Raw genomic sequence first — 13,419 nt, 5'->3', positions numbered from 1 at the left:
GGGAAAGCAGAGCCCGCATCAGCCCTCGGGAACAGTGCCGATCGCGGCGCGTCACGCGCAGGCCCCGGCGCAACGCGAAATAGTGCTTTTAACTGCGGGTACGGCGCACCATGGCGACTCCATGCGGTAGCGCGGATCAGCGCGCTGTTCGGATGAGGTGATGTTCAGAACTCGCGCCTCGAGCAGCTCGCGCGCCCGGTGGTTCTCGGCGGTTCGGCACTGCGGATCGGTGCTGGGGTGGGTGTGGTCCTGTCGCGGTGGGGAGGCTGGTGGGGGGCGGGGGCACGTAGGGTGGCGAGCCGTGGGTGACTCGGGGAAGTGGCGGAAGTTGGTTCCGGCTGCGTATAGCGCGGGGTTGACGCTGCTTGTGGTCGGGCCGCTGCTCGGGCCAGGGTATTTGCTGTTGCGGGATGCGGTGAGTACGCCGCGGTCGTTTGTGACCGATGCGGCGCTCGGGTTGGGGGATGCCGCGCCGCGGGCGGTGCCGCAGGATGCGGTGCTCGCGGTGTTGTCGCCGATTGTGGATGGCGGCGTGTTGGTGAAGGCGATTCTGGTGCTCGCGTTGTGGGCCGCTGGTTATGGGGCGGCGGTGCTGGTGCGGGAGCTACTGCGTGTCGGCGTCGGGCCGCAGCTGGTTGCCACGACTGTCGCGTTGTGGAATCCGTATGTCGCCGAACGTCTGCTGCAAGGACACTGGAGTTTGCTGGCCGGATACGCGGCTTTGCCGTGGACCGCGCTGGCGGCCTATCGGCTTCGATGTGCGAGTCAGCCTCCGCCGAGCGGTTCCGATCCGGGTGGCTCGTCGGTCGCAGAAGATGCCCGAAGGTGGTGGGGTGCAACAGGATCTGCCGGTGCATGGGGTGCGCTGGCCGCCTGCTTCGCGGCGGCGGGGTTGACGCCGACGGGCGCGCTGCTGGCGGGGCTGACCGCGCTCGTCACGGTCCGGCGGGCCCAGATCCCAGGAACCCTGCTGTTGCTGGCACTGGCCAGCGCGCCCTGGCTGGTGGCGACCGTGCTCTCCGGAGCAGGTGCCGAACCCTCGGACCCGGTCGGTATCGCCGCGTTCGCCGCTCGCGCCGAACCGGGGCTGGCCACCCTCGGCAGCCTGGCCGGGCTCGGTGGCATTTGGAATGCCGACGCCGTACCGGGTTCGCGCACAACACTTCTGGCTCTCGTCGGCACCATTGTCCTGCTCGCGATCGTGGCCACCGGCGTTCGCGCGGTCGCCGACGGCCGCATGGGAACGTCTTCGAGGCCTGGGAGCGGACGGTGCTCGCAACCGCGCTTCGGGCACTCCGATAAACCCCGACCTGGCCACTTTCAGGATGCGAGCCGCGTTCGGATCCGCAGGGCGCTACTGCTACTCGCAGTTGGCGCGGTGCTGCTGCCCGCACTGGCGGCCACGGGGTGCGGTCGCGAGGTCATGGAATGGCTCGTGGTTCAGGTGCCGGGAGCAGGCCTGCTGCGTGATACCCAGAAATACGTCGCCTTGGCTGTGCCGGGCTATGCACTGTGCGCCGCTGCGGGCTGTCACGCGTTTGCTCGCCGGTTGTCCGATAGGACGGCCGACGGTGACGAAATCATAGGCAGCAGCGCCGAATCGAGCCGATTCGAGAAAGAGCCGGAGGCCCAGCGAGACGAAGCTAAGAAATCTCGACTGGGGAAATTGTCCACAGACATCCCCAAGCCCTTGGGGACAACAAGCCGAATCGAGGACTCCGAAGAGTCGAGACATACGAGCGCGGTATCAAAAGATCAAGGCTCGAACGGAGGGAACCCAACGGATCGCGCACTGACGCAGTCCCCATCCGGAACCGCCTTGATCGCAACGGTTTTCATCGCACTGCTCATTCTCCCGCTCGCCGATCTGGCGTGGGGCGTCGGGGGCGCGTTGCGCCCGGTGCACTATCCACACAGCTGGCAGCACGTGGCCGAAAAAGTCGACGGACCTGGGGACGTAGCCGTACTGCCCGGTGGAATGTTCCGGAAGTTCCCGTATAGCGGAAAGGCCCCGGTCCTCGATCCCGCTCCACGAATGCTGCCCAACGATGTACTCCAGACCGGTGAGCTGCCGGTGCGCGGCGCGGTCGTCTCCGGCGAAGGAAAGCGGGCCCAGCAGGCGGAAACCCTACTGCTACAGGGCGGTTCGGCGGAGCAGCTGGCCGCATTGGGCGTCGGCTGGGTGCTGGTCGAGCGCACCACGCCGGGCCCGCTCGGCGAATCGAAGAACACCATCGCCCAACTGGACCCGGTTTACGTCGACAGCGAGCTCGCGTTGTATCGAGTACCGGGGACGCGCGTCACCGAAGCCGAAGGGACACAACGTTTGCTTGCCGGTGCCGCGCACATCCTCTGGGCTGGAATGCTTTTCGTTGGCTTGGCGGCCGGTCTAGCCAGGCGAAATCAGAGCGAAATCAGCGGAGGGGACCGCTGAACACCCAAGAAAAGGAGGCGACGGAAGGTTTCGGGGCTGAGATACTTCGAGGATGGGCGAGACGGACGAGCAGGCGTTGATCGACCGCTATATCGCGGCGTACAACGCGTTCGATATCGATGGCCTGATGGCGCTCTTGGCCCCGGATGTGCGGTTCGAGAACTACTCAGGTGCTGAGCTGACAGCTTCGGCCGACGGTGTGGCCGAGTTCCGGAGCCTGGCCGAGCACGCCGCAGCGCTGTTCGACGAACGGGAACAGCGCGTACTGTCGACGCGTACGGAAGGCCCGGTCACCGTGGTCGAGATCGCCTACCGGGGCCGGTTCGCCGCCGATGTGCCGGACGGCCCTGCCGCTGGATCCGTCATCGAACTTACCGGCCGCTCGGAATTCGAGTTCCGTGACGGACTGATCGCGCGGGTGGTGGACCGCAGCTGAATCGCTTGGCGTGCAAGCGTTTCAGAGCTGGCGTGCGGGTGCGGCGACCAATCCGGAGACATGCTCGCCGCGGGCGGCGGCGGCCAGCACCTCGTACACGCCGTTTCCGGTTAGCTCCCAGGAGAATTCGCGGGCGCGGGCGCGGGCTTTCTCGCCCATCACGGTGCGGGCTTCGGCGTCCTCGAGCAGTTCGCCGACGGCTTCGGTGAGATGGTTGACGTCGTCGACCAGTAGACCGGTGACACCGTCGACGATGGAGTCGGTCAGCCCGCGGGAGCTGCGGTAGCCCACCGTGGGGACGCCGTGCTGTGCCGCTTCGATGACGGCCAGGCCCCAGCCTTCCTTGCGGGAGGGCAGCACGTGCACCCACGCCTGGGCGAGGAGTTCGTGTTTGCGGAGTTCGTCGACGTGGCCGTGGAAGGTGACGGCGTCGGCGATGCCGAGGGCGTCCGCGTCGGCTTGCAGGTTCTCGGCCCACCAACCGCCGCCGATGACGTCGAGGTGCAGGCCGGGGACGCGGTCGCGCAGCTGGGCGACGGCTTGGAGCGCGTCTTCGATCTGCTTGTGCGGCACCAGCCGGGAAAGCACCACGACGCGCGGTTGCGCGGCGCGGGTCTGCGCGGCGCCCGTGGGTGCGCCGGCGGGCACCGGTTCGGCGCCGTTGCGGACCACCGCGATGCGTTCGCGCTGCACGCCGAGGGTGGCGAGTTCCTCGGCCGACGGCAGCGAAACCGTGAGGTATTGGTTGTCGCGGTGCACGCGCGGGGACAGCCGGGATTCGATCCACCAGCCGATCCGTCCGACCAGCCGGCCGGCCACCGGCCACTGCTCGCGGTGCCCGTGGTGCACGAGTACGACGGAGGGCGCGTCGGCGGCGACGGCGGCGAAGAAGGGGATGCCGTTCTGGGTGTCGATGACGGCGTCCGGCCGCACACCGCGCAGGGGGCCGAATCCGAGTCTGCCGAGCGCGATCGCGGCGAGCGCGCGCGGATAGACGGTGTATCGCCCGCCCGCCCGGCTGATCTCGATGCCGTCGATCCGTTCCCGTTTGGCCGCACCCGGGTAGCGGGCGGTCCGCAGCGTGACCCGCACGCCGCGCGCCGCGAGCTGCGCGCCGACCTGCTCGAGGTACCGCTCACTGCCGCCGCCCTGCGGGTGCCCTGTGTCACGCCAGCAGAGCAGGAGGACTTCGCGCACGGTGGAGCTTCTCTCGGTCGTCAGGGTGCGGACCGCACTGACGGCCCGGAACACGATATCGCGCTACACCATAACGCGCCGCATCCTCGCCGCAACCCTCCCACCTGCCCAGTCGCCGAAAACAGTGGCGCTATTACGCCATCGCCAATTCATTGAAACGCTGACATTTCACACCTTGTCTTCGATAACCTCCCGCCACCCGCCGAATCCGGCGGGCGTGGTCGGGTACCGCACTCGGCATCGATGAGGAGGACACATGAAAGCGATACGAACGAGAACCGGCAACAACACCGGAACCGGCAGCGGCGCGGGCGGCGATCTGGACGGCCTGCTCGGCATGATCCTCGCCCTCATCGCCTCGTCGACCTCGACCGGCAGCGGCGCCTCCAGCGGCATCGGCTGACGATCCGCGGGCCCGGCGGTGCGCACCGGCCGGGCCCGCCTCGTCGCCGCGCCGGGCCCGGGTACTGGGCGAGGGCGGGGTACGCCGGTTATGCGAGACTCGCCGTCGTGCCGAGAGCTGACATCACGCCTGCCGAAGTGACGGGACCGCTGCCAGGGTGGCGTCCGTCGTCGCGGTTCGCGCGGCGCGCGACGCTGCGCCGATCGTGGCGGTTGCTCAGCAGTTTCCGGTTCGAGCAGTCCGATCCGGCCGTGTTCTACGGCGGTATCGCCGCGGACAGCGCCGCGATGATCGCGGATTTCTATCAGGACATCACGGGCCGGGACCTCGCGGGCGCGACGGTTCTCGACGTCGGAGGCGGACCCGGATACTTCGCCGACGAGTTCGCGCGCACCGGCGCCAGATATATCCCCGTGGAACCGGATCCGTCGGAGATGCATGCCGCCGGACTGTCGGTGGCGGGTGCGGTGCGTGGTTCCGGAATGGCCTTGCCGTTCCGGAACGACGCCGTAGACATCTGCTTTTCGTCGAATGTGGCTGAGCACGTGCCGGATCCGTGGTTGATGGCCGACGAGATGGTGCGGGTGACGAAGCCCGGCGGCCTGATCGTGTTGTCGTACACGGTGTGGCACGGCCCGTTCGGTGGTCATGAGACCGGTCCCTGGCATTACCTCGGTGGGGAGTACGCGGCCAGGCGGTACCGGAGGATGCATGGCCGGGAGCCGAAGAATCGTTTCGGGACATCCCTGTTCGCCGTGGGTGCGGCCGATGGATTGCGTTGGGCGTCGGCCACATCCGCTGACGTGCGGGCATTGTTTCCGCGTTACCACCCGAGCTGGGCTTGGTGGTTGGTGCGAATCCCGCTGATCAGGGAGTTATTGGTGAGCAATCTTGTCGTGGTGGCGACGAAATAGCTCTACTTCTCCAGCCAGCCGCGACGCCAGCTGCGCCTGGCACAGGTGCTATCGGGAACCGTTTCGTTCCAAGGGGATTCCTGCATCGCGAGGCCGACCGCCTCCAATGTCGTGAGGCCGACCTGATCAGCCAGCGACCTGACGTACGCGATCACCTCCGCCGCTTGCATTGCGGCCGTGGCCTGCTCGATTGTCAGCGTGCGACCCGGTAGGAAGGACACCACCCACCCGCCGCTGCCCACGCTTCTAGCTTGATGTCGAGTCTGGTCGCTGGTCATTACCGAGCGTCCGACTACTTGCACCGCCATAACTCGTCTCCCCTGCATTCGGTTCCGAGAATCGAGCGAGCTGATCAGTAGCTATCAGCATCCTCCCTCCAGCAACAGAACGCAATAGTGCGTTCTCCGAGAAGCGAACCGACAGGTTGGAATTCACGCAGCTCAGGACTACGGCGTGCCGGAAAACTGAAACATGTTACAGACAAGCGGGCCGCAAAACTGTAACGTGTTCCCATGCATTACGACAGCTTGTTCATCGGCGGCCGTTGGACCGCGCCAACCAGTTCCGAGCGCCTCCAGGTCCTCTCGCCGGCCACGGTCGAGCCGGTGGGCAGCGTCCCGGTGGTCGAACGCGCCGACGTCGACGCCGCGGTCGCCGCTGCCCGGCAGGCCTTCGATTCCGGGCCGTGGCCCCAGACCCCGCCCGAGGAGCGCGCACAGGTTCTCACCCGCGCCGCCCGCCTGATCGAGGAACGCTCCGCCGACCTGGTCGCCGCCCTGACCGCGGAAATGGGCGCACCGCAAATGTTCGCCATGATGCTCAACCAGATTCCGGCAACCGCGGCCCTGGACACCTACGCCGGATTGGCGAAGTCGTTCCCGTGGAGCGAGACCCGCACCGGCATGTTCGGCACCACCCGGGTCTCGCGGGAACCGCGCGGCGTCGTCGCGGCGGTCACCGCCTGGAACGTGCCGCTGTTCCTCGCCGTCAACAAGCTCGCCCCGGCGCTGCTCGCGGGCTGCACCGTGGTGCTCAAGCCCGCGCCGCTGACTCCGTTGACCGCCAACATGATCGCCGACATCTTCACCGACGCCGGGCTGCCCGAGGGCGTGCTCTCGGTGCTGCCCGCCGAGGCCGAGGTGGCCGAGTACCTGGTCTCGCATCCCGGCGTCGACAAGGTGAGCTTCACCGGCAGCACCGCGGTCGGTCGCAAAATCGGAGCTATCGCTACCGGACAACTCAAGACGGTCTCACTGGAACTCGGCGGCAAGTCCGCAGCGATCATCCTGGAGGACGCGGACCTGGCTTCCGCCATCCCGCAACTCGCCTTCTCCGGGCTGATGAACTCCGGTCAGGGTTGCGTCGCCCAGACCCGCATCCTCGCACCGCGCAGCCGCTACGACGAGATCCTCAACGCGCTCGTCGAGCACGTACGGACCATGAAGGTCGGCGATCCCACCGACCCGAGTGTGCAACTGGGCCCGCTGATCTCGGAGGCGCAGCGCGAGCGCGTCGAGGGCTACATCGCCAAGGGCAAGGAAGAGGGCGCGCGCCTGGTGCTCGGCGGCGGCCGGCCCGAGGGCGTCGACCGCGGCTGGTTCGTCGAGCCGACGATCTTCGCCGATGTGGACAACAAGTCCACCATCGCGCAGGAGGAGATCTTCGGACCGGTCCTCGCGGTGATCCGGTACGACACCGAGGAGGAGGCCATCGCGATCGCCAACGAATCGCAGTACGGCCTGGCCGGTTCGGTGTGGACCAGCGATATCGAGCACGGCGCGGAGATCGCGGCCAAGGTGCGCACCGGCACCTACGCGATCAACTGGTACGCCTTCGACCCGAGTTCGCCGTTCGGCGGCTACAAGAACTCCGGCCTCGGCCGCGAGAACGGCCCGGAGGGCATCGACGCGTTCTGCGAGCAGAAGTCGCTGCTGATGCCGCTCGGCTGGACCGGCTAATCCGGCATCACCACGCGTAAGGCGGGCTGACCGTCCGGGGTCTGCGGGTCGACCACCTCCACCCGCCAGCCGGGCGGCAGCACCGCCTCCAGCCGTCCCGCGGCCCGGCGCAGCGGCGTGCTCACGCCGGTCAGCTCCGAATCTGTCACCATCGGGGTCCGCGGTCCGCCGGACTCCAGATCGGTCATGCGGGAAACCACCTCTCGATAGGAAGCAGTTCAGGCCGATAGCTATCTGTCAGCATCCGGACTGGACAGGCGTCATTGACGGATCGACGCCAGCATAAGACAGCTTCTGGCAAACCTCGCACAACGGGCATTCGGCCGGGATCGGCAGGTAGGACCCGCCGACAAAGCCCTTGTCCGGCAAAGAGAACCGCCCGCACCGTTCGGAAACGGTGCGGGCGGTCGGCGTTTCAGGCGCGGGTCAGCCGAGGCGTTGCTTCAGCGCCTCGAACTGGTCGCGCACGCCGGACGGCAGCTTGTCGCCGACGAACTCGAACCACTCCTCGATCATCGGGATCTCCTTGCGCCACTCCTCGACATTCACCGCGAGCGCCTCGTCGACGTCGGCGGCGTCCACGTCCAGGCCTTCCAGATCCATGTCGGCGGCGTGCGGCACATGGCCGATGGCGGTGGATTCGGCGCCGGACGAACCCTCGATGCGGCCGACGATCCACTCCAGCACGCGGGAGTTCTCGCCGAACCCGGGCCACAGGAAGCGGCCGTCGTCGCCCCGGCGGAACCAGTTGACGTAGAAGATCTTCGGCAGCTTGTTCGCGTCCGCGTTCTTGCCGAGAGTGATCCAGTGGTTCATGTAGTCACCGACGTGGTAGCCGAGGAACGGCAGCATCGCCATCGGATCGCGACGCACGGTGCCGACCTTGCCTTCGGCCGCGGCGGTCTGCTCCGAGGACATGGTGGCGCCCATGAACACGCCGTGCTCCCAGTCGAAGGACTCGGTCACCAGCGGGATGGTGGTCTTGCGGCGACCGCCGAACAGGATCGCCGAGATCGGCACACCCTGCGGGTCGTCCCACTCCGGCGCCAGCGTCGGGCATTGCGACATCGGCGTGCAGTACCGCGAGTTCGGGTGCGCGGCGAGGGTTTCGGTGTCCCGCCGGTACCAGTCGTTGCCCTTCCAGTCGATCAGGTGATCGGGCTCGCCCTCCAGGCCCTCCCACCAGACATCGCCGTCGTCGGTCATCGCGACATTGGTGTAGACGGTGTTGCCCGCGTCGATGGTGGCCATCGCGTTCGGGTTGGAGCTGTGGTTGGTGCCGGGCGCCACGCCGAAGAAACCGAACTCCGGGTTCACCGCGTACAGGCGGCCGTCCGCGCCGAACCGCATCCAGGCGATGTCGTCGCCCAGGGTCTCCGCGCGCCAGCCGGGAACCGTCGGCTGGAGCATCGCGAGGTTGGTCTTACCGCAGGCCGACGGGAACGCCGCGGCGATGTAGTAGGCCTTGTTCTCCGGGGAGATGAGCTTGAGGATGAGCATGTGCTCGGCCAGCCAGCCCTCGTCGTGCGCCATCGCCGAGGCGATACGCAGCGAGTAGCACTTCTTGCCGAGCAGTGCGTTGCCGCCGTAACCGGAACCGTAGGACCAGATCTCGCGGTCCTCGGGGAAGTGGGTGATGTACTTGGTGTCGTTGCATGGCCACGGCACATCGGCCTGACCCTCGGCCAGCGGCGCGCCCACCGAATGCAGGCACTTCACGAACGGCTTGTCGGTGCCCAGCTTCTCCAGCGCGGCGGCGCCCATGCGGGTCATCACGCGCATCGACACCACGACGTACTCGGAGTCGGTGAGTTCGACGCCCAACTTGGGATCCTCGGCGCCGAGCGGGCCCATGCAGAACGGCACCACATATAAAGTGCGGCCCTTCATCGAGCCGCGATACAGCTCGGTCATGGTGGCGCGCATCTCGGCGGGATCGACCCAGTTGTTGGTCGGGCCGGCGTCGGCTTCGGACTTGGAACAGATGTAGGTGCGGGATTCGACACGCGCCACATCGGAGGGATCGGAGAGCGCCAGGAACGAGTTCGGCTTCTTCTCGTCGAGCTTCTTGAAGGTGCCCGCTTCGACGAGTTGAGCGGTTAGTCGATCCCACTCCGCGTCGGAACCGTCCGCCCAGACCACCCGCTCCGGCTGGGTGAGCTCTGCGACTTCCTGTACCCAGGCGAGCAGTTCGCGGTGCGCGGTGGGCGCGTTTCCGTCGGACAGACCAGGAATGGTCGCTGAGGTCATGAAAACTCTCCTGAGATGGGCGGCTCGAGGTGTAGACGCCCGCCCTGGCCGACCGTTTCCAGCGACCTGCGAGCAGTCGCTACGGCGGGCCTGTGACCAGCGCGAACACACCAAGCGCCACCATTGGCGGTGAAGGCTCCCGCTACGACCAGTCGTAAAGCGCGCCCCGGCTGAGCGGCGTACAAGGACGAAGCGGACGCCCAGGTTCCTGCTTAGAGGTTAACGCGGTATGACGACCAGTACGGAATCGGGTGCTGTCTTATTACCCACTCTTAGGCCGGATCAACAGGGCGAAGATGCTGATCCAGCGTGTCCACGTCCCGTTTGCACGCGGCGAGTTGCCCGGGCTGTTCCGCGCCCGCACGGCGGATTCTGGCCTCCAATTCGGCCACCCGGCGGTCGGTTTCGAGGATGCGCGCGGCGCTGGCGCGTACCACCTGGTCGGCCAGCTCGGTTTCCGATTCCACCAGTGCCGTGGCGACCCGTTGTTCGAGCTGAGCCTTGACGTTGACCAGGGCGTCGGCCATCCACTGCCGGACATGAGCGCGGTCGGCGACTTGCCGGCGCGCCCGCACCACCCACCACGCGACCAGGCCGCCGAGCAGCAGCGTCACCGGAATGCTGGCGAAATCCAGAGCCGGCACCAAAGCCAGCGGAGCCACCAGCAGGCGACCGAGACCGACACCGGCCGAGGCACCCAGGGCGACCATCAAGTGATCTTCGACACCTCGATGCCGAGGCTCGGGATCCGGACCGACCCGCGGGGCCGGATCGCGGCGTAGATGCCGCAATCCGGCGGTGCCCTCCAGACGATCGACGAGCGCGGACAGCCGGCGGTCGATCTGCTGGTCCAGGGCGCCGGTCAGTTCGGTCACCGACTGTTGCAGACGGTCCGGGTAGGCGTCCAGCTCCTTCGGGCGGAGTCGGTCGAGCTCGGCGCGCGCGGCGACATGCAGGGAGCGGATCTGCGAACCGACCTCGGTCATCAGATCGACCCGAGCCAGATGCAACTGACCGCGCAACGCGGCCATCACCCCGGCGCGACCGCCGTCCCGGCCGGCGAGCAGCGTCGCGCGTTCCACGCGCCAGCGGTCCACCTCGGTGGCGGCGCGCAGCTTCTCGACCTGGCCCACGATGCGTTGCCGCGTATCGGTGAGAACACGGGTGGTGACCGCCGCGAACCGGCCGTCACCCGGAGCGCCGGTGGCCGCGGCGGTCAGTTCGGCGTGCAGGGCGGTGAGGCCCGAGCGGTCCAGCAGGCTGGCGTCGTCGGTGGCGCGGGCGGCGGCGGCGAGTTTCGCCGAGACCGGCAGGATGTCCAGTTCGCCGTAACCGTGGGCGGCGAGCAGTTCCTGATTGTGCTGCCGCACCGAACGCCAGTCGCCGTAGGCGTGGATGGCGTTCATGGCGAGCAGGATTCGGATGTCGTCGGCCCGCAGGCGGCGCAAGAGCTCGAGCGTGCCGGTGCCGAGGGTGTTGCCCGCGTCGAGCAGGACCAGCACGACCGTGTTCGGGGCCATACCCGCGGGCGAGGTGCTCTCCACCGCCGCGCCGGAGTCGGGCATCGGGTCGGTGAGGTCGACCCGCGGTTCGAACCGCGCCAACTCGGTGCGCAGCAGCGTGGTGTTGGCGTCGTCCGGACCGATCAGAGTCACCGTCGCCGCACCGCCGCCGGACCGCATCGCCTTCAGCAGTGCCGCGCCCTGCGGGTTCCAGCGCGCGACCACCTTCTCCACCTCGGCGGGCAAGGTCTCGGTCGGCGAATCAACCGGGGACACAGCGGGCCTCCTCGCCCGCCGCGCCGAATCCGGTTGCTCAGAGTCCGGCACTGCTCATTCGCTCCCATAGCCGGACGTAGCCGTTGTGCGCGCGCAACGCCGCGCGCCGGGCAGCCGGGGACATGTCGCTGGAGACGACCGCGCGCCAACGCGCGGCCCGGTGCAACGCGTCGTCGGCGTCGGCGGGCGCGGGCGAGGGGTAACCGGCGGCGAGATGGGCGACGGACGGGTTGGCCACACCCGCGCACAGCGCGGTCCACATCGCGTCGTCGCTGTCCAGGTAGCCCTCGATCAAATCGCGCGCCCGGCCGTGCACGCCGGGGACCGCGCGGGCCGCGAGGCGCGCCAGTTCGTCGAGCATCTCGCCCCCGCGCAACGCGGTGACCTGCTCGTACCGGCGATGGAGCAGGCGATGCAGCGGGTCGATGCCGCTGACCGCGTGCAAGATCTGCAGGATCTGGTGCCCGGACAGTTCGGGTGCGCGGCGCAGCGCGCTCAGCGCGCAGGTGATGCCGTAGAAATCCCAGCGCTCCAGAAGTTGTTCGCGCTCGGCCACATCCGGGCCCAGGGCCGGCGAGGTGAACAGATCCGAGGACAGCGTCAACGTGGGATCCCCGGATTCGGCCAGCCGGCGCAGCGTGGCCAGCTCCGGATCGGACACCGCACCGGCGCGGGTGCGCACGGCCAGCGAGGCGACCACCGGCAGCACCACGATCCCCAGCTCCCGGCTGTACTGGTCGGCGGCGAAGACGGCGTCGGCCCAGCGGGTGCCGATGGCGTCGGCCTTGTTCAGCACGACGACGGTGCGCTCCGGCGGCAACGCGTCCAGAATCCGGCGATCGGCGGGCAACGGTGAACCGGACAGCACGTAGACGACGAGATCGGCGTCGATCACCGGATCGGGTTGCCCCGGCTCGTCCACCGGTCCGGTCTCCGCGGCCGACATCAGCGCCAGCGCGTGCAGCACCGTCGTCCGGCCCGCGTGTGCCCGGCCGGTGACCTGGATCCGCGGCGGCCGGCGCCAGGAATTCACCGCGACGCCGGCGTGGTACCCGATCTGGGGATCCGCCCCAGACGCCTGCAAGTGGACAAGCAGCTGATCGAGCTGATCCTGTTCCCGTGTCGGCACTCCGCGCTCGCGCGGTTGCCCATTGAATTCGGTCGCTGTCGGCAAGGCTCCATCCCCCTTCTCGCTGCGCAATTCTGTCAGACGCAGGGCCGGCGCACGCGCTTGGTTCAGCGTTTGGCCAGGTATTTGTTGACCGTGCGGGTGGCCCAGTTCGGGGCGTACTTGCCCGCCGCGGCCAGCAGTTTGGCCTGGGCGCCGATCTCGTAGTGCACCTTCGGCAGCCGGCCGCGTGTGCTGACGGCCGCCCAGATGCCGGCCGCCACGTCTTCGGCGGTCAGATGAACGCCGAGGGATTGCGTGGTACCGGTCCGCACGCCGTCCACCATGGCGGTGGCGACGAACAGCGGCCAGATCGCGAGCACCCGGATATCGTGGCGTTCCCATTCCAGATCCAGGGCCTCCGTGAGGCTCTTGACCGCGGACTTGGAGGCGCCGTAGCTGCTGAGTTCGGGCTGGCCGTAGATCGCCGAGGCCGAACAGAGATTCACTACCTGCGCGCCCGGGGTGTCCCGTAGAAACGGGAACGCGGCATGCGTGCCGTTGATGACGCCGACGACGTTGACCTCGATGACGGCGCGGTGCACGGCGGGTTCGATGTCCTCGAAGGCGCCGGAGCGCAGGATGCCCGCGTTGTTGATCAAGATGTCGAGCCGGCCGGTCGCGCCGTGGAATTCGGCGAGGCACTCGGCCCACTGCGTGGCGTTCGTCACATCCAGCACGCCGGTCCGCACCGCGCCACCGGCCTCGGTGATGGCCGCGGCCAGGCGGGAGAGGCCGATTTCGTCGATGTCGTACGCGCCGACCTGATAGCCCTGCGCAGCGAAAAGCAGAGCCGTGGCCCGGCCGATGCCCGCGGCCGCACCGGTGATGAACACCGTCGGTGAGTTCATGGGCGCAGTCTAGTGCCGCCCGCGCGTCCT

The 13,419-nt window shown here is 68.1% G+C and carries 12 protein-coding genes; 5 read left to right on the top strand and 7 right to left on the bottom strand.

All coding sequences use genetic code 11. The features are described from left to right. Nucleotides 1–301: 301 nt before the first annotated feature. The gene (locus tag BJ987_RS06765) at nucleotides 302–2,434 is read left to right on the top strand and encodes a hypothetical protein (protein ID WP_372446844.1); all 2,133 of its coding nucleotides are present in this window, start codon (nucleotides 302–304) and stop codon (nucleotides 2,432–2,434) included. A 52-nt stretch (nucleotides 2,435–2,486) separates the two neighbouring features. Further along, nucleotides 2,487–2,870 carry a nuclear transport factor 2 family protein gene (locus BJ987_RS06760; protein WP_209885700.1) on the top strand — a complete coding sequence of 128 codons (384 nt, stop codon included), beginning with the start codon at nucleotides 2,487–2,489 and terminating at the stop codon, nucleotides 2,868–2,870. 21 nt (nucleotides 2,871–2,891) lie between these two features. On the opposite strand, the gene BJ987_RS06755 is transcribed toward BJ987_RS06760, so the two are convergent. Then, nucleotides 2,892–4,067, bottom strand: coding sequence for a glycosyltransferase family 4 protein (locus tag BJ987_RS06755; RefSeq protein WP_209885698.1), 1,176 nt, complete (start codon nucleotides 4,065–4,067; stop codon nucleotides 2,892–2,894). A 256-nt stretch (nucleotides 4,068–4,323) separates the two neighbouring features. Between BJ987_RS06755 and BJ987_RS06750 the strand changes: the two genes are divergently transcribed. Further along, entirely contained in the window at nucleotides 4,324–4,470 is a 147-nt protein-coding gene (locus tag BJ987_RS06750; protein ID WP_209885696.1) for a hypothetical protein, read from the top strand. A gap of 149 nt (nucleotides 4,471–4,619) precedes the next feature. Then, on the top strand, nucleotides 4,620–5,384 hold the full coding sequence (locus tag BJ987_RS06745; protein ID WP_209897959.1) for a class I SAM-dependent methyltransferase: 765 nt from the start codon (nucleotides 4,620–4,622) through the stop codon (nucleotides 5,382–5,384). A 2-nt stretch (nucleotides 5,385–5,386) separates the two neighbouring features. Here BJ987_RS06745 and BJ987_RS06740 read toward each other — a convergent pair whose 3' ends face one another. Continuing rightward, on the bottom strand, nucleotides 5,387–5,662 hold the full coding sequence (locus BJ987_RS06740) for a hypothetical protein (protein ID WP_245365848.1): 276 nt from the start codon (nucleotides 5,660–5,662) through the stop codon (nucleotides 5,387–5,389). Nucleotides 5,663–5,896: 234 nt separating this feature from the next. Between BJ987_RS06740 and BJ987_RS06735 the strand changes: the two genes are divergently transcribed. Then, nucleotides 5,897–7,342, top strand: a complete 1,446-nt coding sequence (locus BJ987_RS06735; RefSeq protein ID WP_209885692.1) for an aldehyde dehydrogenase — start codon at nucleotides 5,897–5,899, stop codon at nucleotides 7,340–7,342. Here the strand turns inward: BJ987_RS06735 and BJ987_RS06730 are convergent. From BJ987_RS06730 to BJ987_RS06710, 5 genes are all read right to left on the bottom strand, one after another. Continuing rightward, nucleotides 7,339–7,530, bottom strand: a complete 192-nt coding sequence (locus tag BJ987_RS06730; protein WP_209899735.1) for a hypothetical protein — start codon at nucleotides 7,528–7,530, stop codon at nucleotides 7,339–7,341. The genes BJ987_RS06735 and BJ987_RS06730 overlap by 4 nt on opposite strands. Nucleotides 7,531–7,768: 238 nt before the next feature. Beyond that, nucleotides 7,769–9,592: a phosphoenolpyruvate carboxykinase (GTP) gene (locus tag BJ987_RS06725; RefSeq protein ID WP_209885690.1), complete on the bottom strand. Its 1,824-nt coding sequence runs from the start codon at nucleotides 9,590–9,592 to the stop codon at nucleotides 7,769–7,771. 272 nt (nucleotides 9,593–9,864) lie between these two features. Further along, the gene (locus tag BJ987_RS06720; RefSeq protein WP_307869519.1) at nucleotides 9,865–11,370 is read right to left on the bottom strand and encodes a hypothetical protein; all 1,506 of its coding nucleotides are present in this window, start codon (nucleotides 11,368–11,370) and stop codon (nucleotides 9,865–9,867) included. 37 nt (nucleotides 11,371–11,407) lie between these two features. Beyond that, complete coding sequence (locus BJ987_RS06715; protein ID WP_209885688.1) at nucleotides 11,408–12,544, bottom strand: hypothetical protein; 1,137 nt, start codon at nucleotides 12,542–12,544, stop codon at nucleotides 11,408–11,410. 62 nt (nucleotides 12,545–12,606) lie between these two features. Beyond that, nucleotides 12,607–13,389: an SDR family oxidoreductase gene (locus tag BJ987_RS06710; RefSeq protein ID WP_209885686.1), complete on the bottom strand. Its 783-nt coding sequence runs from the start codon at nucleotides 13,387–13,389 to the stop codon at nucleotides 12,607–12,609. Nucleotides 13,390–13,419: the final 30 nt, after the last annotated feature.

It is taken from the genome of Nocardia goodfellowii (assembly GCF_017875645.1).
In the GTDB taxonomy this organism is placed as follows: domain Bacteria; phylum Actinomycetota; class Actinomycetes; order Mycobacteriales; family Mycobacteriaceae; genus Nocardia; species Nocardia goodfellowii.
The sequence above is the reverse complement of the archived record's forward strand: the minus strand, read 5'-3'. Positions and strand labels throughout refer to the sequence as shown.

Bases quoted from the DNA above. Each gene is read 5' to 3' on its own strand.
- BJ987_RS06760 (WP_209885700.1), top strand. From the start codon at position 2,487: ATGGGCGAGACGGACGAGCAGGCGTTGATCGACCGCTATATCGCGGCG.
- BJ987_RS06750 (WP_209885696.1), top strand. From the start codon at position 4,324: ATGAAAGCGATACGAACGAGAACCGGCAACAACACCGGAACCGGCAGC.
- BJ987_RS06740 (WP_245365848.1), bottom strand. From the start codon at position 5,662: ATGACCAGCGACCAGACTCGACATCAAGCTAGAAGCGTGGGCAGCGGC.
- BJ987_RS06735 (WP_209885692.1), top strand. From the start codon at position 5,897: ATGCATTACGACAGCTTGTTCATCGGCGGCCGTTGGACCGCGCCAACC.
- BJ987_RS06730 (WP_209899735.1), bottom strand. From the start codon at position 7,530: ATGACCGATCTGGAGTCCGGCGGACCGCGGACCCCGATGGTGACAGAT.
- BJ987_RS06725 (WP_209885690.1), bottom strand. From the start codon at position 9,592: ATGACCTCAGCGACCATTCCTGGTCTGTCCGACGGAAACGCGCCCACC.
- BJ987_RS06710 (WP_209885686.1), bottom strand. From the start codon at position 13,389: ATGAACTCACCGACGGTGTTCATCACCGGTGCGGCCGCGGGCATCGGC.